The organism is Georgenia alba (assembly GCF_042665525.1).
Taxonomy (GTDB): Bacteria; Actinomycetota; Actinomycetes; order Actinomycetales; family Actinomycetaceae; genus Allobogoriella; species Allobogoriella alba.
On the sequence record NZ_JBHTCQ010000004.1, the window covers coordinates 333166 to 356045 of the forward strand.

Consider the following 22880-nt stretch of genomic DNA (forward strand, 5'->3'; position numbering starts at 1 on the left):
GGACATCAGACGGCGGCGGGTTGCAGGATGTGCAGGTCTCCGTTGGGTGAGGTGACCCGCAGCACCTGCGTGGGCGTGCCCTCGAACGCGATCCAGTCCACGGGGTCCGCGCTGGTCACCTCGTAGCCGAACATCCACCGCGCGGCCGCGATCCCCAGGCCCTCGGTGTCGGCGTCCCCCGCGGCGGCGCCGTCCTGCACGAACGGTGCCTCGAAGGGCAGCGGCTCTCCCGTGGTCATCTCCACCACCCCTGGAGACATCGCCACCGTGCGCTGCAGCGTGGGGGTGTCGATCTCGAACTCGGCCGCCATCGCCGTGGACTCGTACGAGTAGACGAAACGACCCCAGCCGTCCGGGAGCGTGGCCTTGTAGCCGTCGTCGCCCACCAGGAGCACGGTCGGGCCGTACGTCTGCACCGCGACGAACTCTGCCTCCGGGTCGGCCGGACCCGAGAGCACGTACCGTCGGCCGGGGTACAGGCGCGACATCGCCTCCTGGGCGGCCTCCGGGCCGCCTGCCGGGTGACGAACCATGTCCTCGCCGGGGGCACCGGGCGAGAGTGCACACACGATCGACAGGCTCATGCCGTCCACCGTAGGCGATGGAGGCCGGCCCGTCACCGAGCCTGCGGCGGACCGGCTCCGGTCCGCGAGCTCAAATGTTGAAGCCGATGGCGCGCAGCTGCTCGCGGCCGACCGGGGTGATCTTCTCCGGACCCCACGGCGGCATCCAGACCCAGTTGATGCGCTGCCCGGCGACGAGCCCCTCGAGGGCCTGCGCGGCCTGGTCCTCGATGACGTCGGTCAGCGGGCAGGCGGCGGAGGTCAGCGTCATGTCGATGACGGCCTCGTTGTTCTGGTCGACCGTGATGCCGTAGACGAGCCCGAGGTCGACGACGTTGATGCCGAGCTCCGGGTCGATGACGTCGCGCATCGCCTCCTCGACGTCCGCGGCCGTGGTCGGCGAGGGGTTGGTGGTCTCGCTCATGAGTCTGTCTCCTTCGGCTCGGCGGTCAGCGCGTGCGCGAGTGCGTCGCGCAGCGCCATCCACCCGAGCAGCGCGCACTTGATGCGGGCAGGGTATCTGGCGACACCCACGAACGCCGCGGCGTCCTCGAGGGTGTCCTGCTGGTCCTCCTCGAGCGCGCCGCGGGCGCGCATGAGCTCTCGGAACCGCTCCCCCAGCTCCTCGACCTCGGTCACGGACCGGCCGGTGACCAGGTCGTGCAGGATCGACAGCGACGCCTGGGAGATCGAGCACCCCTGGCCGACCCAGCCGACCTCGCTGAGCACCGGAGAGCGGTCCGCGGCGTGGTCGAGGCGCACCCGCAGCCGGACCTCGTCGCCGCAGGTGGGGTTGACCTGGAAGGACTCACCGTCGAACGGGTCGATCTCTCCCACGCCGTGCCGCTCCCGCGAGTGGTCGAGGATGACCTGCTGGTAGAGCTGCTCGATCGCCTCAGCCACGGCTCACCTCGCCAGCCCGAAGAAGGGACGCACGGAGCCCAGTGCCTCCACGAAAGCCTCGATCTCCTCCGCCGTCGTGTACACCCCCGCCGAGGCGCGGGCCGAGGCGTGCACCCCGAGACGACGGTGGACCGGCTGGGCGCAGTGGTGCCCGACGCGCACGGCGATGCCGGCGTCGTCGAGGACCTGCCCGACGTCGTGCGGGTGGACCCCCTCGACGTCGAAGGCGACGACGGCGAGCCGGCTCGCCGGCTCGGTGGGGCCGAGCACCCGCACCCCCGGCACCGAGGCGATGCCCTCGAGCAGGAGCCGGGTCAGCTCGGCCTCGTGCGCCGCCAGCGCGTCCATGCCGAGCTCGGCGAGGTAGTCGACCGCCGCGTGCAGGCCCACGGTCTGGGCGACCATCTGCGTGCCCGCCTCGAACCGCTGCGGCGGCGGCATGTAGGTCGTGGACTCCATGGTGACGACCTCCACCATGGACCCGCCGGTGAGGACCGGCGGCATCGCGGCGAGCAGATCACGGCGGCCGTACAGCACGCCGACGCCGGTGGGACCGAGCATCTTGTGCCCGGAGAACGCCGCGAAGTCGACGCCGAGGGCCCCGAGGTCCAGGGGCAGGTGGGCGGCGGACTGGCAGGCGTCCAGCACCACCAGTGCCCCGGCGTCGTGGGCCGTCGCTACCAGCTCCTCGACGGGGCTGACCGCGCCGGTGACGTTCGAGGCGTGCGTCAGGGCCAACACCCGGGTGCGCTCGGTGACCACACCGTAGGTGCCCGGGTCCAGCCGGCCGTCGTCGCCCACGCCGATCCACCGCAGGGTGGCACCGGTGCGGGCCGCGAGCTCCTGCCACGGCACGAGGTTCGCGTGGTGCTCGGCCTCGGTGACGACGATCTCGTCGCCCGGGCCCAGCGCGAGGCGCTCCCGGGCATCCGGCCCACCGCGCCCGAGCGAGGCGTTCGAGATCGCGTAGGTGACGAGGTTCAGCGCCTCGGTCGCGTTCTTGGTCCACACGACCTCGTCCGTGCCCGCACCGACGAACGCGGCGACGGCCGCCCGGGCCGCCTCGTACGCCTCGGTGGCCTCCTCGGCGAGCTGGTGGGCGCCCCGGTGCACGGCGGCGTTGGTGCGCTCGTAGAACTCCTGCTCCGCCTCCAGGACGCACCGTGGCTTCTGGGAGGTGGCCGCCGTGTCGAGGTAGACGAGCGGCCGGTCGCCGCGGACCGTGCGCCCGAGGATCGGGAAGTCCGCGCGCACGGCCGCCAGCTCCGCCGCGCTCAAGGAGCGGGCGGAGCCGGCGACGGCGGTCGCCTCGGGTGCGGCGCTCATGGCGTGCTGGCCTCTCAGACCCGGGCGGTGAGGTACTTGTCGTAGCCCTCGGCCTCGAGCTGGTCCGCGAGCTCGGGGCCGCCCTGCTCGGCGACCCGGCCCTCGACGAACACGTGCACGTGGTCGGGCTTGATGTAGTTGAGGATCCGCGTGTAGTGCGTGATGAGCAGCACGCCGAGGCCGGTCTCCTCGTGGACCCGGTTCACGCCCTCGGAGACGACCCGCAGAGCGTCGACGTCCAGGCCGGAGTCGGTCTCGTCGAGGACCGCGAACTTCGGCTTGAGAAGCTCCATCTGCAGGATCTCGTGCCGCTTCTTCTCGCCACCGGAGAACCCATGGTTGACGTCGCGCTGCGCGAAGTCGGGGTCCATGCGGAGCTTCGTCATGGCGTCCTTGACGTCGCCGACCCACTGGCGCAGCGCGGGCGCCTCGCCGGTCAGCGCGGTCTTGGCGGTGCGGAGGAAGTTCGAGACGGTCACGCCGGGGACCTCGACCGGGTACTGCATGGCGAGGAACATGCCCGCGCGGGCGCGCTCGTCCGCCGTCATGTCGGCGATGTTCTCGCCGTCGAGCAGCACCTCGCCGTCGGTGATCGTGTACTTCGGGTGGCCGGCGATGGCGTACGCCATGGTCGACTTGCCGGACCCGTTCGGGCCCATGATGGCGTGGATCTCGCCGGAGGCGACCCGCAGGTCGACACCGCGCAGGATGGGCTTGGGACCCTCGTTCGTCTCGACCGAGACGTGGAGGTTCTTGATCTCGAGAGTGGACATCTGTGGTTTCTTCTCTTCTCTGCTGTCGAAGTCTGTGGTGGTGGCGATCAGGCGTTCACGGTCACGTCGAGGTCGACGAGCACCCGGTCCCCCTCGACGGTCACCGGGTAGACCGGCACCGGCTGGGTGGCCGGCAGGCCCGTGGGGCGGCCGGTGCGCAGGTCGAAGGTCGACCCGTGCAGCCAGCACTCGAGGGTCGAGCCGTCGACCTCGCCGTCGGAGAGGTTCACCTGCCCGTGCGAGCAGATGTCCGAGATGGCGTGGAACTCGCCGTCCTCGTCCCGCACCAGCGCGACGGGGACCGGCGAGCCGTCGGGGCCGTCGAGCTCGAGGGCCAGCGCCTCACCGGGCTCGAGGTCGCCGACGTCGGCGACGTGCTCCTTCATCGGGTGACTGCCTCCCGCTCCTGGTGCATCGTCTTGTCCAGCTCCTCCTCGATCGCCGCCATCAGCCGCTCCTGGACGAGCGGGACGCCGATCTGGTTGATGAGCTCGGCGAAGAAGCCCCGCACCACCAGCCGGCGGGCGTCGGCCTCCGGGATGCCGCGCGAGCGCAGGTAGAACAGCTGCTCGTCGTCGAACCGGCCGGTCGCAGAGGCGTGGCCGGCCCCCTCGATCTCGCCGGTCTCGATCTCCAGGTTCGGCACGGAGTCCGCCCGGGCGCCCTCGGTGAGGACGAGGTTCCGGTTGAGCTCGTACGTGTCGGTGCCCTCGGCCTCCTTGCGGATCAGCACGTCGCCGACCCACACGGAGTGCGCGCTGGCGCCCTGGAGCGCACCCTTGTACGTCACGCGGGACTTGCAGCTCTCCACCGCGTGGTCCACGAAGAGCCGGTGCTCCTGGTGCTGGCCGGAGTCGGTGAAGTACAGGCCGAGCATCTCCACGTCACCGCCGGGCGCGGTGAAGGCCGCGTCCGGCGTGACGCGGACGACGTCGCCGCCGAGCGTGACGACGATGTGCTTCAGGCGTGCGTCCCGACCGAGCTTCGCACGGTGGGCGGCCAGGTGGACCGCGCCGTCGTCCCAGTCCTGGACCGAGACCACGGTGAGGTGGGCGCCGTCCCGGACGTCGACCTCCACCGTCTGCGACAGGTGCGCCGCGCCGCGGTGGTCGAGGACCACGAGGGACTCGCTGAGCTCCTCGGCGATCACCAGGACGTGCTGGCCGGCCGGCTCCGCGGCCGCACCGTCCTCGCCGGAGACGGTGACCGTGGTGTGCCGGCCCTCGGTGTGCCCCTTCGGGACGGTGACCACGAGCGCCTCGCGGAAGGACTCCCAGGCCGCGGCGGAGGACCGGTCGCCCGGGGCGCCGACGGTGCCGAGCCGGCTGTCGTCGCGACCGACCGTCTCGACCCGCACCGCGTCGTCGTGCTCGACGCTCACCACCGGGCCGCTGCCGGTCAGGTCGCCCGCGAAGATCTTCTGCAGACGGTGCACCGGCGTGAAGCGCCAGTCCTCCTCGCGCCCCGTGGGCAGCGGGAAGTCGGCCAGGGCGAAGGAGGTGCCCCGGTCGGCCCGCGAGCCCGCGGGAGTGCCCACGCCGTGGCTGTCCGCGCCGTCGGCGGCGGCTCGGGAGTGGTCGGTGGTGAGGTTCTGCGCGGTGTGCTCCGCGGTGTCGGTCATATCGGTCGTGGTGGCTGTGTTCGTCACTAACCCACGGCCCCTTCCATCTGCAGCTCGATCAGGCGGTTGAGCTCCAGGGCATACTCCATCGGGAGCTCACGGGCGATGGGCTCGACGAAGCCGCGGACGATCATCGCCATGGCCTCGGTCTCCTCCATCCCTCGGGACATGAGGTAGAACAGCTGGTCCTCGCTCACCTTCGAGACCGTGGCCTCGTGGCCCATCTCGACGTCGTCGACGCGGACGTCGACGTACGGGTAGGTGTCGGAGCGCGAGACCTGGTCCACGAGCAGCGCGTCGCACAGGACGTTCGACTTGCTGTGGCCGGCGCCCTCGAGGACCTGCACGAGTCCCCGGTAGGAGGCCCGTCCGCCGCCGCGGGCGACGGACTTGGAGACGATCGAGGACGAGGTGTGCGGCGCCAGGTGCACCATCTTGGAGCCGGTGTCCTGGTGCTGGCCCTCGCCGGCGAACGCGATCGACAGGGTCTCGCCGCGGGCGTGCTCCCCCATGAGGTAGACCGCCGGGTACTTCATCGTCACCTTGGAGCCGATGTTGCCGTCGATCCACTCCATGGTGCCGCCGGACTCGACCGTGGCGCGCTTGGTGACGAGGTTGTAGACGTTGTTCGACCAGTTCTGGATGGTCGTGTAGCGGACGCGCGCGTCCTTCTTCACGACGATCTCCACGACGGCGGAGTGCAGCGAGTCGGTCTTGTAGATCGGCGCGGTGCAGCCCTCGACGTAGTGCACGTAGGAGCCCTCGTCCGCGATGATCAGGGTCCGCTCGAACTGGCCCATGTTCTCGGTGTTGATGCGGAAGTAGGCCTGCAGCGGGATCTCGACGTGCACGCCCTTGGGGACGTACACGAACGAGCCGCCGGACCAGACCGCGGTGTTCAGCGAGGCGAACTTGTTGTCACCGGAGGGGATGACCGTGCCGAAGTACTCCTCGAAGATCTCCGGGTGCTCGCGCAGCCCGGTGTCCGTGTCGAGGAAGACGACGCCCTGCTTCTCCAGGTCCTCGCGGATCTGGTGGTAGACGACCTCCGACTCGTACTGCGCGGCCACGCCGGCCACCAGGCGCTGCTTCTCCGCCTCGGGGATGCCGAGCCGGTCGTAGGTGTTCTTGATGTCCTCGGGCAGGTCGTCCCACGAGGCGGCCTGCTTCTCGGTGGACCGGACGAAGTACTTGATCGTGTCGAAGTCGATGTCCGACAGGTCCGCGCCCCAGGTGGGCATGGGCTTCTTCTCGAAGAGCTTCAGCGCCTTGAGGCGGCGCTTGAGCATCCACTCAGGCTCGTCCTTGAGGGACGAGATGTTGCGCACGACGTCCTCGTCGAGCCCTCGGCGGGCGTCGGCGCCGGCGACGTCGGGGTCGGCCCAGCCGTAGCTGTAGTTGCCGATCGACGCGATCGTCTCGTCCTGGGTCATCGGCTCGCCTGGAGCCCTGGCGTCCTGCTGGGTGGGCGACGTCATCAGTTTCCTTCCGTTCTCCCCGTCCTGGGGTGACGCGTGGGGGTCGGGACGGCCAGCGGCACGTGCGTGGTGCACACGTGGCCGCCGGCGGCAAGGGTCGAGAGGCGTTGGACATGGACGTCCAGGAGGCGGGAGAACGCCTGGGTCTCCGCCTCGCACAGCTGGGGGTACTCGGCCGCGACGTCCTGCACCGGGCAGTGCCCCTGGCAGAGCTGCAGCGCGATGGCCTGGCTGCCGATGCCGCGGATGGTCGCCGCGTAGCCGTCGGCGGTGAGCGCCTCGGCGAGCGCCTGGACCCGTGCAGCACGGGACTCGCCGGCGCGATCGATGACCGGTCGGTACCGGCGCTCCAGCTCGTCCACGCGGTCCTCCGCGAACTTCTCCAGCGCGTCCTTTCCGGCGACCTGCTGGAGGAAGTCCAGCACGTGGGTGGCCAGGTCGGAGTAGGCGTCCGCGAGGCCCGCGCGGCCGGCGTCGGTCGCCACGTAGTGGCGGGCGGGCCGTCCGCGACGGCGCTGCCCGGGTCCCGCGGGCTCGTGCACCACGATCTGTCCCACGTCCTGCAGGTGCGCAATGTGGCGGCGCACCGCAGCAGGGGTCAGCTCGAGCGTCTGCGCCAGGGTGGCGGCGCTGACCGGGCCCTGCTCGACGACGAGCTCGAGGACCTTCTCGCGCGTGGTCGCCTCGGCGTCCTGGCGTGGCTCGGCCTGAGAGGCGCGCATGGTTCCCTCCCCTCGTCGCTCCGTGGTCCCGCTGCCGCGATCTGTGCGCAGGCAACCGAGAGCCAATTACGAAAACAGAGCGCTTGCTTAATTGTCGGTCGACGGCGGGGCGTCCGCAAGCAAGGGCACCCTCACCGGGCTGTGAGGATCGGCACGCCGCCGGATCGGGGCGCTGCCGGGCCTGGCGCCGGTCGGCAGTGCCTAGTCTTGTGGGGTGCCTCGCCCCGCGTCCGACGCTCCTGCGCTGCAGGTGGCGGACCTGCGCAAGTCCTACGGCGACCGGGAGGTGCTCCGCGGCCTGTCCTTCGACGCCGACCGAGGTCGCCTGACCGCGGTGCTGGGGCCCAACGGGGTGGGCAAGACGACGACGATCGAGTGCTGCGAGGGTCTGCGCCGACCCGGCGGTGGGACGGTCGAGGTCCTGGGGCACGCCGTGCACCGCGACGGCTTCGACGCCGCCCTGCGGGCCCGGGTGGGCGTCATGCTGCAGGACGGCGGTCTCCCGCTCGCGCCGCGTGCCGCGAGCGTGCTCGCACACGTTGCCCGCCTGCACCGCGACCCGCTCGACCCCGCGTCGCTGCTGTCCCGGCTCGGGCTGACGGACGTCGCCCGCACCACGGTGCGCCGGCTCTCCGGCGGACAGCGTCAGCGGCTCGCCCTGGCGGCGGCGCTCGTCGGCCGGCCGGAGCTGGTGTTCCTGGACGAGCCCTCCGCGGGTCTGGACGTGCGGGCGCGGCTGGCCGTGTGGGACCTGCTGCGGGAGCTGCGTGCCGACGGGGTCTCCCTCGTGCTGACCACACATCTGATGGCCGAGGCCGAGGAGCTGGCGGACCACGTGGTGGTCATCGACGCCGGCCGGGTGGTGGCTGAAGGGACGCCACGGGAGCTGGTGGGGCCGGACGAGGTCCGCGTCACCGTGTCCCCCGACGACCTGTCCGCCGTCTCCGCCGCGCTGGATGAGCGGCTCGGCCGGAGCTGGCAGGTGCACCCGCACCGCGCCTGGGTCTCGCTCGTCCCGGCCGGGTCGCCCGACGCGGGCAGCCTGGCCAGGGTGGCTCAGGTCCTCGCCGAGGCCGGCCACCCGGACGCGGGCGTGACCTCCCACCGGCGCACGCTGGAGGACGCGTTCCTCGAGCTCACCGGCCACTCCTTCGAGGGGGCCGACCGGTGAGCGCGGCGGCTTCCGCAGCGCCACCCGCACCGGCATCGCCGTGGGGGCGGGTGCTGGCCCAGGCCCGGTTCGAGACCGCCGCGGTGCTGCGCAACGGCGAACAGCTCCTGCTGACCCTCGTGCTGCCGGTCATCGCGCTGGCAGTCATGACCCGCACAGCGCTCGTCCCGGTCCCGGCCGACCTGCCGCGGCCCACCGCCGCGGTCGCCGGTGTGCTCGCGCTGGCGGTCGCCTCCCAGCTGACGTCGCAGTCCATCGCACTGGCCTTCGACCGCCGCTGGGGAGTCCTGCGGCTTCTCGCCACGACGCCGCTCGGGCCACGCGGGCTGCTGCTCGGCCGGCTGGGCGCGGTGCTGATCGTGCTCGGGGTGCAGACCGCCGTCGTCCTCACGGCAGCGGCGGTCCTCGGGTGGCGGCCCGAGCCCGCGCCCGCGCCGGTGCTCGGCGCCGCCGTCCTGCTCGTCCTGGGCACCGCGACGTTCGTCGGCCTGGCGGTGCTGCTGGGCGGCACGCTGCGGGCGGAGGCCGTGCTCGCCGTCGCCAACCTGCTGTGGGTGCTGCTCGCCGCCGGGGGCGGGCTGCTCGTCCCGGCCGCCAGCCTGCCGCCGGTGCTCGGCGCCGTCGTGCCGTTCCTGCCCTCGGGCGCGCTCGGCGAAGGGCTGCGGTCCGTCGCCGCCACGGGCACGGTGCCCCTCGGGCCGGTCCTCGTGCTGCTGGCGTGGACCGGCGTCGCCGGGTGGCTTGCGGCCCGCTGGTTCCGCTGGGAATGAGGCCTCAGTCGTAGGTCTCCGGCCGCATCACGGCGATGGGCAACGCGTCGTCGTGCACGTCCGGGACCTTGGCGGTGACCAGGGTGCCGTCCGCACGCCGGGTGCCCTCGAGGTCCTTCGTGCGGGGGGCGCCGATGATGCGGGGGCCCTGGTCCTCCAGGGGCACGGTCACGGGCGTCGCGGCGGTGACGGTGACCTTCTCGCCGCGCACGTCGAAGGTGACCCGCTCTCCCGTCTCGATCGTGAACGTCACGTCCTGCTGACGCAGGTCCACCCGCACGCGCGTGTCCTTCACGGTCACCCGGTAGGTCAGGCCGGGCCACAGCTCGGGCAGGCGCGGGTCCATCGAGAGGACACCGTTCCCGTCGCGCATGCCGCCGAAGCCGTAGACCAGAGCGCTCCAGATGCCGCCCGCAGAGGCGACGTGGACGCCGTCGGAGGTGTTGCCGTGCAGGTCGGCCAGGTCCACGTAGAGCGACTTGCCGAAGTAGTCGACGGCGAGCTCCTGGTAGCCGACCTCGGCGGCGACGATCGACTGCACCACGCCGGAGAGCGTGGAGTCGCCGGTGGTCAGCGGGTCGTAGTAGTCGAAGTCGGCACGCTTCTGCTCGGCGGTGAACTCGTGGCCCTGGAGGAAGAGGGCCAGGACCACGTCGGCCTGCTTGAGGACCTGGAACCGGTAGATGACCAGCGGGTGGTAGTAGAGCAGCAGCGGCCGGTTGTCCTTCGGCGTGCCGTCGAGGTCCCAGACCTCCTTCTCGAGGAACTGGGCGTCCTGGGGGTGGATGCCGACGCGTTCGTCGAAGGGGATGTAGAGGTTGTCCGCGGCCCGCAGCCAGTCGGCGATCTCCTCCTCGCGCAGGCCCAGCCGCTTGACCATCGCCCGGTGCGCGGCCGGGTCGTTCTCCTGGAGGTTCCGCACCGCGGAGGCGGCCGCGCGGAGGTTGTAGCGGGCCATCACGTTCGTGTACAGGTTGTCGTTCACGACGGTCGTGTACTCGTCGGGACCGGTGACCCCGTGGATGTGGAAGGTCCCGGCGCCGTTGCCGCGCCAGAACCCGAGGTCCCGCCACAGTCGCGCCGTCTCCACCAGCAGGTCGATGGCCTCCCGGGCGAGGAAGTCCACGTCGCCGGTGGCCGCGACGTACTGGCACAGCGCGTAGGCGATGTCGGCGTCGATGTGGTACTGCGCGGTGCCGGCGGCGTAGTAGGCCGAGGCCTCCTCGCCGTTGATGGTGCGCCACGGGAAGAGGGCGCCCTTCTGGTTCAGCTCGTGCGCCCGGCGGCGGGCGGCGTCCAGCATGGTGTACCGGAAGCGCAGCGCGTTCCGTGCCGCGCGCGGCATCGTGTACGTGAGGAACGGCAGGACGTAGACCTCGCTGTCCCAGAAGTAGTGGCCGCTGTAGCCCGAGCCGCTGACTCCCTTCGCGGGGATCCCCGAGCCCTCGGCACGTGCCGAGGCCTGCGCCACCTGGAAGAGGTTCCACCGCACGGCCTGCTGGGCGGCCGGCTGCTCGGGCAGCACGACGTCGCAGCGCGCCCAGTAGTCGGCGAGCCAGGCGCGCTGGGCCTCGACGTAGGTCTCGATCCCGTCGTGGGCGACCCGGTCGAGCGTGCGCCGGCAGCGGTCCACCAGCTCGCGGGAGGGCACACCGCGCGAGGTGTGGTACGAGACGACCTTGGTGATGCGGATCGGCTGGTTCTTGCGGGCCCGCACCCGTACGACGTGCTTCGCGAGGTCCTCCTCGACGAAGCCCAGCTCCTCCATCTCGTTGGCCGTCTCGACGGTGTGGTCGGCGGCGACCGCGAGCGTCATGCCCGAGTTCTGGCACGTGAACCCGAGCACGTACCGACCGTCCCCCTCCCACTGGGTCTGAGGCAGCAGGACGCGCTCGTGGAGGTGCTCGGCGCGCCGCGGGTCGAACCGGGTGCCGAGGGCCGCGCTGCGCACGTGGTACTCGTCGCTGCCGTCCTGCCGGTTGAGGATCTGGCTCGAGACGGTCACCGGGGCGTCCGCGTCCAGGAGCGTGATCTCGTACGTCATGATCGCGAGGTGCCGCTCGGTGATGGACACCATGCGGCTGGACTTCAGGCGCACGTGCTTGCCGGCCGGGGTGCGCCAGTCGACGGTGCGGGTCAGGATGCCGTCGCGGAAGTCCAGGACCCGTTCGTAGGCGGGCAGGTCCGCCACGGGCAGCAGGAGCGGCTCGTCGTCGACGTAGAGCCGCATGATCTTCGCGTCCGGGGCGTTGACGATCGTCTGCCCGATCCGGGCGAACCCGTAGGCCTCCTCCGCGTGGCGGATGGGCCACGTCTCGTGGAAGCCGTTGATGAAGGTGCCGTGGCTGAAGCTCTCCCGGCCCTCCTCGACGTTGCCGCGCATGCCGAGGTAGCCGTTCCCGACGGCAAACAGCGTCTCCGTCTTGCCCTGGTCGTCGGCGCTGAACGCGGTCTCGCGCAGCGCCCACTCGTCGATCGGGAACCGGTCCCGGTCGAGGTAGGTGGGCAGGCCGAACTCGTCCTTCACTGGGCGTCCTCCGGTGACGTCGGGGCCGGTGTCTCTGGGGGCAGCAGCTCGGCGAGGTCGGTGACGACGACGCCTGCCCCGGCGGCGAGCAGCGCGTCGGCTCCGACCCCGCGGTCGACGCCGACGACGAGGCCGAAGGCGCCCGCCTTGCCGGCCGTCACGCCGGAGAGTGCGTCCTCCACGACGGCGGAGCGCCCGGGCGGGACGCCGAGCTCGTCGGCGGCGTGGCGGAAGGTGTCGGGCTCCGGTTTGCCCGGCAGGCCCAGCTCGGCGGCGACCGCGCCGTCGACGACGACGTCGAAGCGGTCCGCGATGCCGGCCGCCGCGAGCACCGCCGGGGCGTTCTTGGAGCTGGAGACGACGGCGACGGACCGTCCACCGGCGAGCAGCGCGTCGACGAGGCGCACCGAGCCGGGGTACGCGACGACACCCTCCGTGGCGAGGACGGTGTTGAACTCCTCGTTCTTGCGGTTCCCGAGACCGCAGACGGTCTCGACGTCCGGAGCGTCGGAGGGGTCGCCGTCGGGCAGTGTGATCCCGCGGGCGGCCAACAGGGTGCGGACTCCCTCGTAGCGGGGGCGACCGTCGATGTGGGCGAAGTAGTCGGCGTCGGTGTACGGCGCGGCACCACGGGCCTCGAGATAGGGCGTGAAGAGCCGCGACCACGCGCGCATGTGCACCTCGGCGGTCGGGGTGAGGACCCCGTCGAGGTCGAACAGGACGGCGTCGATCTCCTCGAGGATGCCGGTGGTCGCGGGCGACGTCATGCGGCTCTCTCCCTGCTGTGCGGCCAGGTCGCGGACCAAGGTAGTGCTCCGGCGGCACCCGTGGCGAAGGTGGACGGCGCCAGGGGTGTCGTGGTGTGCGTGAGGTGTGACACGTGCAGGTCGCCGACGGTCACTCGCGCGAGGGCCGGCCACGTACGCTGGAGCGGTGAGCACGACCGCCGGACCGCGCCCCGGCCTGCCGACCGCCGGCGCGGGTGAGGGCGCCCGCCCGGCGGGTCCGGGTGACCGGGCCGACCGGGTGACGTCGGGGCTGGCCGTGGCGAACCTCGTCGCACAGCTCGCCATCATCGCCACCGGCGGCGCCGTGCGGCTGACCGGCTCCGGGCTGGGGTGCTCCACGTGGCCGATGTGCGAGCCGGGCTCGTTCACTCCCGTCTTCCACGAGGCGACGTCGATCCATCCGTACGTCGAGTTCGGGAACCGGACGATGACCGGCGTGCTGTCCGTCGTGGCGCTGGCCCTCATCTGGGCGCTGTACCGGCGCGAGCCGGTGCGGCACCGACGGGTGCGGCACCTCGGCTGGGCGGTGCTGGCCGGGATCGGGCTGCAGGCCGTGGTCGGCGGGATGAGCGTCTGGTACGACCTGCATCCCGCCATCGTCGGCTCGCACATGCTGTTCTCGCTCGGCCTGGTCGCCGTGTCCGCGTACCTGCTGGTCCGGCTCCGCCGCCCGGACGCGCCGGCCGAACCTCTGCTCGACGGCGCCGCGCGCGCCCTGCCGTGGCTGCTCGCCGCGGTGAGCCTCGCCGTCGTCGTGCTCGGCACGGTGGTCACGGGGGCCGGACCGCACTCCGGGGACGCCGAGGTGGGCTACCGGTACGCGGTCGATCCGGCGGCCGCCGCTCGCTGGCACGGTGCCAGCGTGTGGCTGTTCCTCGCGGTGCTCGCGGTACTCGGGGTGCGACTGCTGCGGACGCGGGACAGGACCCTCGCGACGGCCCGGAAGGGCTGGTGGCTGCTGCTGGCCGCGACGCTGGCGAACGGCGCGATCGGGTACGTCCAGTACCTCACCGGGCTCCCCGAGCTGCTGGTGGGACTGCACATGGTCGGTGCCGGGCTCGTGGTCGCCGCCGCGACCCTGACGTGCAGCGGGCTGTACGTGCGCCGTCCCTGACGCTCAGGCCCGCGCGAAGCCGGCGGTCCCCCAGAGCAGCACGACGACCGCAAGGGCCACTCCCACGAGCGCGGCGAGCAGCAGACGGGACCGTGCGGGCCGGAGCCACGGCGGGATCGCGAGGGCGGCGAACCACAGCAGCCCGGCGAAGACGCTCGCGAGGGTCGCGAGCACCTCGTCGGGGTCCGAGACGAGGCCGTAGCCGCCACCGCTGCAGCCGCTGATGCCGCACCACGCGATCGTGGTCACCACGAGGAGGTAGAACGAGGCGACGCCGGCCAGCGGGACGGTCAGGAGCAGGAACCACGAGGCTCGTCTGCGGGTCAGCGCGAGTCTCTCCCCCTGTGCCATGGTCCGCAGCCTATTGGGGCGGGTCGGGCTACCGGCCGCTCGCCGTGAGGTCCAGCCGCCGGAACAGGTCCTCCAGGGCGCGGCGAACCGCGTCCTGGGGCGTCCCGTGCCGACGGAAGGCCCACACGGTCAGGGCGCCCTGCCAGTGCGCGATGGTCAGCTCGCCCAGGCCGGCTGCGTCACCGGCCTGCGCGGCGAGCCGGCGCTCGATGGCCGCGCCGAGGGCGTCGAGCCACCTCCGGCCACGTTCGCGCAGCACGGGGTCGCGGAGGTCCTCGCGCAGCAGGAGGAGCTGGTCGGGGTAGTCCACCGGGTCGTACTGGGCACTGAGCCGCACGAGCAGGTCGATGACCCCGGCCGGCCCGTGGGGCGCCTCGCCGTCGGCGGCGTCCGTGTCGGCGTCCAGGCGGTCCCAGGCCTGGGACAGCGCGGCACGCAGCAGCGCGGCCTTGGTGCCGAACCGTTGCACGACGGTCGACGCGGCGAGTCCGGCGCGCGGGGCGACCGCCTGGAACGTCACGGCTTCCGGGCCGCCCTGCCGCACGACCAGCAGGACGGCGTCGAGCAGGTCCTCGTCGGAGATCGTCTTCTTGCGTGGCATGGCGGCGACGAGTATAAACGAACACTCAGTCATAAACGTGCGGAGCGACGAGGGCGAGGGTGATGGGAACACTCACCGGGAAGGTGGCACTGGTCGCCGGGGCTACGCGAGGGGCCGGGCGGGGCATCGCGATCGAGCTCGGTGCCGCCGGTGCCCACGTCTACGTCACCGGTCGCACCACCCGCGGGCGGCAGTCCGAGTACCGCCGCCCCGAGACGATCGAGGAGACCGCCGAGCTGGTGGAACAGGCGGGCGGCACGGCAACCGCGCTCGCCGTCGACCACCTCGACGCCGACCAGGTGGCCGAGCTGGTCGGGCGGATCGAGCGCGACTCGGGACGGCTCGACGTGCTGGTCAACGACATCTGGGGCGGCGAGCTGCTCACCGAGTGGGAGACACCGGTCTGGGAGCACTCGCTCGACGGCGGGCTCCGTCTCCTCCGGCTCGCGGTCGACACCCACCTGATCACCAGCCACCACGCTCTCCCGCTGCTGATCCGCCGGCCGGGCGGGCTGCTCGTCGAGATGACCGACGGCACCCTCGACTACAACGCCACCACGTACCGGCTCTCGACGTTCTACGACCTCGCCAAGTGGTCGGTCATCCGGCTGGCATGGGCCCAGGGGCACGAGCTGGCGCCGCACGGCGGCACGGCGGTCGCCCTCACGCCGGGCTGGCTCCGGTCGGAGATGATGCTGGACAGCTACGGGGTCACCGAGGAGACCTGGCGGGACGTGCTCGGCCGGCCCGCCGAGCCGCCCTACCCCGATCCCGGACACTTCGGCATCTCCGAGACCCCGCGGTTCGTCGGGCGGGCGGTCGCCGCCCTCGCCGGGGACCCGGACGTCGCGCGCTGGAACCAGGCGTCGCTCTCCTCGGGAAAGCTCGCCCGCGAGTACGGGTTCACCGACCTCGACGGCAGCGCGCCGGACGCCTGGCGCTACATCGTCGAGGTGCAGGACGCCGGGAAGGCTCCGGACACCGCCGCCTACCGCTGAGCGCCCGTCGCAGTCACCGCAACCAGGCGGCGTCGACACCGCGCAGCGGCGCCCAGTCCTGGGCACGGGCGCTGGCGGTCGCGAGGATCCCGACGACGGTCGCCGGGTTGTGGATGCGGCCGGCGTGCACGGCGGCCACCGCCTCGTCGAGCGGCACCCACACGAGTTCCATGTCGCGCTCCTCGTCGGTGCGTTCGTGGCGCTCGTGGTCCTCGACGTCGCTCACGTCCCGCGCGAGGTAGACCCGCACGGACTCGTCGGACCCGCCCGGTGAGGTGAAGAAGTCCACCAGGACGTCCCAGGTGGCGGCGCGGAGGTCCGCCTCCTCCCCCAGCTCCCGCCGGGCGGCGGGCAGCGGGTCCTCGCCGTCCACGTCGAGCAGGCCGGCCGGGATCTCCCACAGCACGACGCGGGCCGGGTGGCGGTACTGGTTCAGCAGGAGGACCTCCTCCCGGCCCGGCTCGCCGCGCAGCGCGACGACGGCCACCGCGCCGGGGTGGTCGAGGTACTCGCGGACCACGGGCGCGCCGTCGTCGGGCGCGAGCAGGACCTCGTCCGCGACGAGGTCCATGACGCGGCCCCGGTGCACCCGGCGCGAGGCCAGGACCTGCCGGCCCGTGTCCTTGACGTCGGAGAGCTCGCTCACGCGTCGTCCCGGGCGGGAGCCGCGAGGCTCTCGTGGGCCTGGGAGACGAGCTCGGGCTCGTCGACCTCGAGCAGCCGCGTGGAGCGCTGCCGGTCCAGCGCGGCACCGACCAGGCCGGCGAACAGGGGGTGGGCGCGGGTGGGCCGGGACTTGAACTCCGGGTGCGCCTGGGTGCCGACGTAGTACGGGTGCAGCTCCCGGTCCAGCTCGACGAACTCCACGAGCGAGGAGTCCGGCGACCGGCCGGAGATCCGCAGACCCGCCCCGTGGAGGGCGTCCCGGTAGGAGTTGTTCACCTCGTAGCGGTGCCGGTGCCGCTCGGTGACACGGGTCCCCCCGTACACCTCGGCCACCAGCGAGCCGTCCTCGAGCACGGCCTCGTACCGGCCCAGCCGCATCGTGCCGCCGAGGTCGCCCTCGCCGCCGACGATGGCCAGCTGCTCCTCCATCGTGGCCACGACCGGGTCCGGGGTGCCGGGGTCGAACTCCGAGGAGCTCGCGCCGGGCAGGTCGAGCAGGTTCTGCGCCGCCTCGATGACCATGCACTGCAGCCCGAGGCAGATCCCGAGGGTCGGGATCTGGTGCTCGCGCGCGTGGCGCAGCGCGCCGAGCTTGCCCTCGATGCCGCGGATGCCGAAGCCGCCCGGCACCAGCACGCCGTCGACGCCGGAGAGCGCCTTGCGCGCTCCCTCGGGGGTGGCGCAGTCGTCGGAGACGACCCAGCGGATGGAGACCTTGGCCCGGTGGTGGAAGCCGCCGGCGCGCAGTGCCTCGGTGACGGACAGGTAGGCGTCCGGGAGGTCCACGTACTTGCCGACGAGGGCGATCTCGACCTCGTCCTTCGGGTGCCGCACGCGGTCCAGCAGCCGGTCCCACACCGTCCAGTCCACGTCCCGGAAGCTCATCCGCAACCGCTGGACCACGTAGGCGTCCAGGCCCTCACGGTGCAGGACGGCGGGGATCTCGTAGATGCTCGGGGCGTCCGCGGCGGTGACGACGGCCTCGCGGTCGACGTCGCACATGGCGGCGATCTTCGCCTTGACCCCCTCGGGGAGCTCCCGGTCGGAGCGGCAGACCACCGCGTCCGGCTGGATGCCGATCGAGCGCAGCGCGGCCACGGAGTGCTGGGTCGGCTTCGTCTTCAGCTCGCCGCTGGCCGCGAGGTAGGGCACCAGGGAGACGTGGAGGAAGAAGACGTTGTCCCGCCCGATGTCCTGGCGGACCTGGCGAGCCGCCTCGAGGAACGGCTGGGACTCGATGTCGCCGACGGTGCCGCCGATCTCGGTGATGATGACGTCCGGCGGCTCCTCGCCGTCGCGCGGCTCCGCCTGGGCGCGCATCCGCGCCTTGATCTCGTCGGTGATGTGCGGGATGACCTGCACCGTGTCACCGAGGTACTCCCCGCGCCGCTCCTTCGCGATGACGGTCGAGTAGACCTGGCCGGTGGTGGCGTTCGCCTTGCCGGAGAGCTCCACGTCGAGGAAGCGCTCGTAGTGCCCGATGTCGAGGTCGGTCTCCGCGCCGTCCTCGGTGACGAAGACCTCACCGTGCTGGAACGGGTTCATCGTGCCCGGGTCGACGTTGATGTACGGGTCGAGCTTCTGCATCACCACCCGCAGACCGCGGGCCCGGAGGAGATGGCCGAGGCTCGAGGCCGTCAGTCCCTTGCCGAGCGAGGAGGCGACGCCGCCGGTCACGAAGATCTGCCGGGGGGTGCTGGCCTGGTTCCCGGGGAGCCGGGTCGAAGTGTTGACCACGGACTTCGAGGCTAGCACCAGGAACGGACGTCGCGGGGACCCCGCGGCACTACGTGCGATAGATCTCCTCGAGCTGCGCGCGGACCTCGGCCGGGGTGGGCAGCAATTCGGCGCGGCGGCGCGCCGCCTCCCGCAGGGCGTCCTGACGGTCGGGGTCGGCGAGGACACCTCGCACGGCCTCGGCGAGTGCCGGTGCGTCGTCGCCCGGCACGAGCACGGCGGCATCATCGAGGACCTCGCGGGTGCCCCCGACGTCGGTGGCGACGATCGCGGCGCCGGCCGCGAGGGCCTCCTGCAGCCACAGGGGCTGCCCCTCCCACGTCGCGGTCGAGACGACGACGTCCGCGGCGGCGAGGAGGTCCGGCACGTCGTCGCGGTGGCCGGTGAGCATGACGGGCAGGTTCTCGACGCCGGCCCGCCCCGCGAGCTGCGACCGCAGCGGGCCGTCCCCCACCACGGCCCAGCGCCACCCTTGCGAGCCACTCGCGTGCCGCCCCTGGCGGCCCGCCGCGCGCGGGCCGGCGAGGATGGCAGCCGCGGCGAGGAGGAGGTCCAGGCCCTTCTGCGGGGCCAGCCGCGCGACGGTGAGGACGAGCCGCTCCCCCGCCGCCACCCCCAGGGACTCCCGCACGCGCGCGGGATCGCTGCCGGAGGGCCGGCGCACCGGCGCGGGCACCAGGGCACGGGCGGTGCGCCGCGCGCCACGCTCGCGCATCCGGTCGACCAGGTCGCCACTGACCCCGAGCACGACGTCGGCGCCGCCGGCGACCACCCGCTCCAGCCCGGCGGCGATCGTCTCCACGGTCCGGGAGCCCACGGGCAGGTTGTGCAGTGTGACGACGAGCCGGGGACGCCCGGGCAGGGTGCGGACGGCCATCGCCGCCAGCGCGCCGGCCCGCAGGCCGTGCGCGTGCACGACGTCGGCGCCGGTCGCGAGCCGGCGCAGGTCCGCCACGGCGAGCGCGTCCTGCGGGCGCGGCCGGTCGGTGATGTCGACGACGGCGGTCCGCAACGCGGCGCCGTCGGCCTGCGCAGTGCTGTTGACGCTGTTGACCTGCGCGACGACGTCTTCCGGCGCGGCTAGGAGAACGGTGTGGTCCTCGGCCAGCATGGCGCCGATGTCCCGCACGTGGCGCCCGACTCCCCCCGTGCTCGACCCCGCCACCTGCAGCACCCGCACGCCGTCTCCCTTCGTCCCCCTGCCGTCCGTCCGGGACGGCCAGTATGGCAACGCACGTCCCGGCCCGCGTCCCGGTGGCGCCGCTACCGGCTCACGCGCCCCAGCGTCCGATCCGCATCGTGTCGCGGTCCAACGCCGCGATCGTCCCGGCCGGGAGGGCGACGGCCAGCAGGCAGCCGGCCACCGCGGCCACCACCGCACCGCCCGCGCCGCCGCCCGTCCCGGCCAGCACCGCCTGCACCACGACCCGCCCGAGCCACGCGCCGGCCGCCGCTGCCGGGACGCCGACGGCGAGCGTGCGCAGCAGACCGCCCAGCGGTCCGGCCTCGCGGCGCAGCGCCCGGAGCAGCAGCGCACCCGCCACCGTCATCCCGAGGCTCGAGGCGCCGGCGAGGGCGAGCAGCGTGGCGGGCCCGTCGCCGCCGTCCGGCGCCAGCAGGTGCACCCCCGCGACCGAGGCGAGGGAGACCACCAGCCAGCCGGTGGCGGTGCAGACGACGGCGGCCCGTCCGCCGTCGACCGCGTACAGGGCACGGGAGACGTGGAAGACGAGCGCGTAGCCGACGAGCCCCGGGGCGAAGGCGGTGATCCCCGCGGTCATGCCGGGCATGTCGTCCCGCAGCGAGAACACGGCGGTGGCGGCCGGGGCGGCGGCGACGAGCAGCGCGGCCCCGGCCAGCGCGACGGCGAGCACGAGGCGGCTGGAGCCGGCCGCCATGGCCGCGAAGCCCGCGCGGTCGCCGGCGCCGGCCCGCTCGGACAGCCGTGGGAAGACGGCGGTCGACAGCGGCACGGCGAGCACGGCGTAGGGCAGGAAGTACACGGCCTGTGCGTAGCCGTAGACGTTGATCGTGCCGGTCTGGCCGAACGCGTTCGCCAGGTACAGCACCACCACGACGCTCGCCTGCTGGGCCAGCAGTGCGCCGACGCCGGCGGCCGCCAGCTGCCGTGCGCGCCGTCCCACGCCGTCCGGGAACCGGAGCCTCGGGCGTAGCCGTACACCGCTGCGCAGCACCGGGGCGAGCTGGCAGAGCGCCATGGCGGCGACGCCGGCCGTGGTGCCCCAGGCGACGCAGGCCACGGCGGCCGTGGGCAGCGCCGCCGGGTCGTCCTGGCGGCCGTCGGAGAGTGCGCCGAAGGCGGCGTAGGCGCCGATGACGACGGTCGAGGACAGCAGCGGCGCGACGGCGGGCCAGAAGAACCGGTGCTGCGCCTGCAGGATCCCGGACAGGACCACCCCCACCCCGTACAGCGGGATCTGGAGCGCGAAGACCCGCAGGAACGTCACGGTGAGGTCGCCGGTGGCGCCCGGCGCGTCGCGGCCGATGAGGAGGCCGGCGAGCGGGACCGCGAGCAGCTCGACGACGACGGCGAGCGGGACCAGCACGGCGAGGGTCCAGCCGAGCAGGGCGGAGGCCGTGCGGTCCACGTCCTCTCGCAGGTGCTTCGCGAGCGGGACGGCCAGCAGCGGGACGACGGCACCGGCCAGGGCGCCGCCCGCGGCGACCTCGAACAGCACGTTCGGGATGCGGTTCGCCGTCTCGTACGCCTGCGCGGCCTCGGAGGAGCCGAGGGTCCAGGACTGCACCAGCCAGCGCACGAAGCCGACGGCCCGCGAGGCGAGGGTCACGACCGTGATGAGGCCGGCCGCACCGAGGATCCCGCCGGCCACTCTCCGGGTGGTCATCACGCCTCAGACCCGTCGGCCGAGCTCGTCCAGGCGCCGCAGCACGTCGGCGGCGGAGATAACCGCGGAGAAGCTCACCCGCTCGGACGCGAGCGTGAGCCCGACGGCGGTGGCCAGCGCGACGGCGCGCACCACCCTGCTGGGGTGGGCGGCCAGGGCGGTGCCCACCAGCGCCCCGAGGGCGTTGGCCCCCGTGTCACCGAGCATGGTGGTCTCGCGCAGGTCGTCCGGGAGGCCGGCCGCCGCGACCCCGCAGGCGCCCGCCGCCAGGGCGCCGTGCGGCGTGCCCGGCGCGGACAGGGCCAGCGGTCCGGCGACGAGGCCGGCGACCTTGAGGGTGCGCCCGGGGCGCAGGTCGAAGAGGTTGTGCAGGTTCGCGGTCGAGGCGACGAGGGCGGCGCCGGTGAGCACGTCGGCGGTGCGGGTTCCGGCGGTCGCGCCGGGCCGGGCCGGGACGGCGAGCGCCGCGGCCGCCACGGAGGCCGCGCCGATGCCGGCGATCTTCAGCACGCCGGTGGTCACCTCCCCGCGGGCCAGCGCACCGAGGTGCCCCCGGATGCCCTTCGCGCGGTGCGGCTGGTCCTCACCCAGGTCGTCGACCGCCCCCATGGCGCCGGCCGCCGCGGCGGCCACACCTCCGGCGAGCGCGTTCCGGGGGTTGACCCGGCCGGCGAGCGCGGTGGCGAGGGCCGCCGTCGTCGCGCCGGCCGCCACGGCGGGACCGCCGAGCAGGCTGACCCGCCGCCCGGCGAAGTTCGTCCGTTCCCAGTGCCCGCGCCCGCCGGGCGGCCGGACCTCCAGGCCGGCGGCGGCGACCAGGGTCGCCGCACCGCCGACCACGGCGGGCAGCCACGCGCCCGCGACGCGGTCGAGCGGCCGGGTCATCCGTCCGTCGGCCCCTCGTCCTGACCGGCGCCGTCGGCCGGCAGGTCGACGCGGGGCGGCACGGGCTCCTGGGCCCCCTCCTGGAATCCGTAGGCGTCGGTGGTGCCCGAGATGGCGGCAGCCAGGGCCAGCGGTGTGGACAGCGACGCCGTGACCTCCCCGACGCTGTCGACGCTCGTGACCACGTCGGAGGCGTTCTCGTCGCCCCGGACAGCCGTGACCAGGTCTCGTTCGGAGGCCGCCGAGCCCACGGTGACCGAACCGTCCCCGGTCCCCGCGAGACCCGCGGCCAGCTCGACGTAGGCGGCCCGTCGCTCGTCGGCGACCTCCTGCCCGCCCTGGTCGGTCTGCTCCTCCTCCGTCGTCTCCGGCACCGCCGGCGGGCCGACGAGCACGGTCGCGTCGGCGGGCCCGGACACGTCGGCCGTGACGGTCAGGAGCGGCGCGTCGTCGGAGGTGAGCAGGTCCATCAGGGTCTGCGCGGGGTCGCTGGGGCGGTCGCCGTCGCTCCCGGTGAGGGCCTCGCCGAGGGCGAGCCCGAGGATCCGCTGGGTGTCGGCCTCGGCCGGCGGCGCGGGGTCGAGGTAGCCGGCCAGCTGCCCGGCGAAGGTCTGCCGGAAGGACCGGGTGGCCGGGTCGGTCCAGGCCTCGGTGACCGCGACCTCGCCGACGATCTGGGCGCCGGCCCGCGAGAGGGACTCCCGCACGCCCTCGACGTCGGCCTCGGCCGTCTCCGGCAGCGTCACGACAGCCACCGAGCGGTCGGTGAGCGAACCGGCGAGCAGGGCGCCGGCGGACTGCTGCAGGTACGTGGTGCGCTCGCTCACGTCGGCCTCGGCGGCCGCCAGCTGGGTGCGCAGCTCGTCGCGGTCCGCCCGCAGGTCCTCGACCTGACCGGTGAGGGTCTCACCGATGGTGTCGCGCAGCGGTCCGGCGCCCAGCACGATGCCGACCGCGAGCGCCAGGAACACCGCGATGAGTGAGACGAGGTGATAGCGGAAATCGATCATGCTGCTCTT

Annotated in this window: 23 protein-coding genes; 4 read left to right on the forward strand and 19 right to left on the reverse strand. The window is 73.3% G+C overall.

The features are described 5' to 3' along the window. Positions 1-5: 5 nt before the first annotated feature. The 9 genes from ACFQQL_RS17540 to ACFQQL_RS17580 all read right to left on the reverse strand — a co-directional run bounded on the left by ACFQQL_RS17540 (position 6) and on the right by ACFQQL_RS17580 (position 7386). Complete coding sequence (locus ACFQQL_RS17540; RefSeq protein WP_382396453.1) at positions 6-584, reverse strand: DUF6928 family protein; 579 nt, start codon at positions 582-584, stop codon at positions 6-8. Positions 585-654: 70 nt separating this feature from the next. Continuing rightward, a complete protein-coding gene (locus tag ACFQQL_RS17545; protein ID WP_382396454.1) occupies positions 655-987 on the reverse strand; it encodes a metal-sulfur cluster assembly factor in 333 nt (110 codons plus the stop codon). Continuing rightward, positions 984-1466: a Fe-S cluster assembly sulfur transfer protein SufU gene (gene sufU / locus ACFQQL_RS17550; protein ID WP_382396455.1), complete on the reverse strand. Its 483-nt coding sequence runs from the start codon at positions 1464-1466 to the stop codon at positions 984-986. The genes ACFQQL_RS17545 and sufU overlap by 4 nt, the downstream gene beginning before the upstream one ends. Positions 1467-1469: 3 nt before the next feature. Then, a complete protein-coding gene (locus tag ACFQQL_RS17555) occupies positions 1470-2792 on the reverse strand; it encodes a SufS family cysteine desulfurase (RefSeq protein WP_382396456.1) in 1323 nt (440 codons plus the stop codon). Positions 2793-2806: 14 nt separating this feature from the next. Then, positions 2807-3565 (reverse strand): Fe-S cluster assembly ATPase SufC, encoded by a 759-nt coding sequence (sufC, locus tag ACFQQL_RS17560; protein ID WP_382396457.1) that lies wholly within the window; start codon positions 3563-3565, stop codon positions 2807-2809. Between the two features lie 47 nt (positions 3566-3612). Further along, positions 3613-3951 carry a non-heme iron oxygenase ferredoxin subunit gene (locus ACFQQL_RS17565; RefSeq protein WP_382396458.1) on the reverse strand — a complete coding sequence of 113 codons (339 nt, stop codon included), beginning with the start codon at positions 3949-3951 and terminating at the stop codon, positions 3613-3615. Next, entirely contained in the window at positions 3948-5186 is a 1239-nt protein-coding gene (gene sufD / locus ACFQQL_RS17570; RefSeq protein WP_382396459.1) for a Fe-S cluster assembly protein SufD, read from the reverse strand. Before sufD ends, ACFQQL_RS17565 begins: the two co-directional genes overlap by 4 nt. A 26-nt stretch (positions 5187-5212) precedes the next feature. Beyond that, positions 5213-6664 (reverse strand): Fe-S cluster assembly protein SufB, encoded by a 1452-nt coding sequence (gene sufB, locus ACFQQL_RS17575; protein ID WP_382396460.1) that lies wholly within the window; start codon positions 6662-6664, stop codon positions 5213-5215. Further along, positions 6664-7386: a helix-turn-helix transcriptional regulator gene (locus ACFQQL_RS17580; protein ID WP_382396461.1), complete on the reverse strand. Its 723-nt coding sequence runs from the start codon at positions 7384-7386 to the stop codon at positions 6664-6666. The genes sufB and ACFQQL_RS17580 overlap by 1 nt, the downstream gene beginning before the upstream one ends. Before the next feature lie 214 nt (positions 7387-7600). On the opposite strand from ACFQQL_RS17580, the gene ACFQQL_RS17585 reads away from it, so the two are divergent. Together ACFQQL_RS17585 and ACFQQL_RS17590 are read left to right on the forward strand one after the other, a co-directional pair. After that, positions 7601-8557, forward strand: a complete 957-nt coding sequence (locus ACFQQL_RS17585; protein ID WP_382396462.1) for an ATP-binding cassette domain-containing protein — start codon at positions 7601-7603, stop codon at positions 8555-8557. Continuing rightward, the gene (locus ACFQQL_RS17590) at positions 8554-9327 is read left to right on the forward strand and encodes an ABC transporter permease (RefSeq protein ID WP_382396463.1); all 774 of its coding nucleotides are present in this window, start codon (positions 8554-8556) and stop codon (positions 9325-9327) included. The genes ACFQQL_RS17585 and ACFQQL_RS17590 overlap by 4 nt, the downstream gene beginning before the upstream one ends. A 4-nt stretch (positions 9328-9331) precedes the next feature. Here ACFQQL_RS17590 and ACFQQL_RS17595 read toward each other — a convergent pair whose 3' ends face one another. Both ACFQQL_RS17595 and ACFQQL_RS17600 read right to left on the reverse strand, forming a co-directional pair. Beyond that, positions 9332-11854 carry a glycoside hydrolase family 65 protein gene (locus ACFQQL_RS17595; protein WP_382396464.1) on the reverse strand — a complete coding sequence of 841 codons (2523 nt, stop codon included), beginning with the start codon at positions 11852-11854 and terminating at the stop codon, positions 9332-9334. Then, positions 11851-12621: an HAD family hydrolase gene (locus tag ACFQQL_RS17600; RefSeq protein ID WP_382396465.1), complete on the reverse strand. Its 771-nt coding sequence runs from the start codon at positions 12619-12621 to the stop codon at positions 11851-11853. The genes ACFQQL_RS17595 and ACFQQL_RS17600 overlap by 4 nt, the downstream gene beginning before the upstream one ends. 166 nt (positions 12622-12787) lie before the next feature. On the opposite strand from ACFQQL_RS17600, the gene ACFQQL_RS17605 reads away from it, so the two are divergent. Next, entirely contained in the window at positions 12788-13756 is a 969-nt protein-coding gene (locus ACFQQL_RS17605) for a COX15/CtaA family protein (protein WP_382396466.1), read from the forward strand. 3 nt (positions 13757-13759) lie between these two features. Here ACFQQL_RS17605 and ACFQQL_RS17610 read toward each other — a convergent pair whose 3' ends face one another. Next, positions 13760-14107, reverse strand: a complete 348-nt coding sequence (locus tag ACFQQL_RS17610) for a hypothetical protein (protein ID WP_382396467.1) — start codon at positions 14105-14107, stop codon at positions 13760-13762. Between the two features lie 28 nt (positions 14108-14135). Continuing rightward, the gene (locus ACFQQL_RS17615) at positions 14136-14708 is read right to left on the reverse strand and encodes a TetR family transcriptional regulator (RefSeq protein ID WP_382396468.1); all 573 of its coding nucleotides are present in this window, start codon (positions 14706-14708) and stop codon (positions 14136-14138) included. A 59-nt stretch (positions 14709-14767) separates the two neighbouring features. Between ACFQQL_RS17615 and ACFQQL_RS17620 the strand changes: the two genes are divergently transcribed. Beyond that, a complete protein-coding gene (locus ACFQQL_RS17620) occupies positions 14768-15706 on the forward strand; it encodes an SDR family oxidoreductase (protein WP_465254067.1) in 939 nt (312 codons plus the stop codon). A gap of 13 nt (positions 15707-15719) precedes the next feature. Here the strand turns inward: ACFQQL_RS17620 and ACFQQL_RS17625 are convergent, their stop codons facing one another. From ACFQQL_RS17625 to ACFQQL_RS17650, 6 genes are all read right to left on the reverse strand, one after another. Then, complete coding sequence (locus tag ACFQQL_RS17625) at positions 15720-16352, reverse strand: NUDIX domain-containing protein (protein WP_382396470.1); 633 nt, start codon at positions 16350-16352, stop codon at positions 15720-15722. After that, positions 16349-18109: a CTP synthase gene (locus ACFQQL_RS17630; protein ID WP_382396471.1), complete on the reverse strand. Its 1761-nt coding sequence runs from the start codon at positions 18107-18109 to the stop codon at positions 16349-16351. The genes ACFQQL_RS17625 and ACFQQL_RS17630 overlap by 4 nt, the downstream gene beginning before the upstream one ends. A 49-nt stretch (positions 18110-18158) precedes the next feature. Next, on the reverse strand, positions 18159-19289 hold the full coding sequence (locus tag ACFQQL_RS17635; protein ID WP_382396472.1) for a glycosyltransferase family 4 protein: 1131 nt from the start codon (positions 19287-19289) through the stop codon (positions 18159-18161). Between the two features lie 91 nt (positions 19290-19380). Further along, positions 19381-20976 carry a murein biosynthesis integral membrane protein MurJ gene (murJ, locus tag ACFQQL_RS17640; RefSeq protein WP_382396473.1) on the reverse strand — a complete coding sequence of 532 codons (1596 nt, stop codon included), beginning with the start codon at positions 20974-20976 and terminating at the stop codon, positions 19381-19383. A gap of 6 nt (positions 20977-20982) precedes the next feature. Further along, positions 20983-21861, reverse strand: a complete 879-nt coding sequence (locus tag ACFQQL_RS17645; RefSeq protein WP_382396474.1) for a hypothetical protein — start codon at positions 21859-21861, stop codon at positions 20983-20985. Further along, on the reverse strand, positions 21858-22871 hold the full coding sequence (locus ACFQQL_RS17650; RefSeq protein ID WP_382396475.1) for a copper transporter: 1014 nt from the start codon (positions 22869-22871) through the stop codon (positions 21858-21860). Before ACFQQL_RS17650 ends, ACFQQL_RS17645 begins: the two co-directional genes overlap by 4 nt. Positions 22872-22880 lie beyond the last annotated feature (9 nt).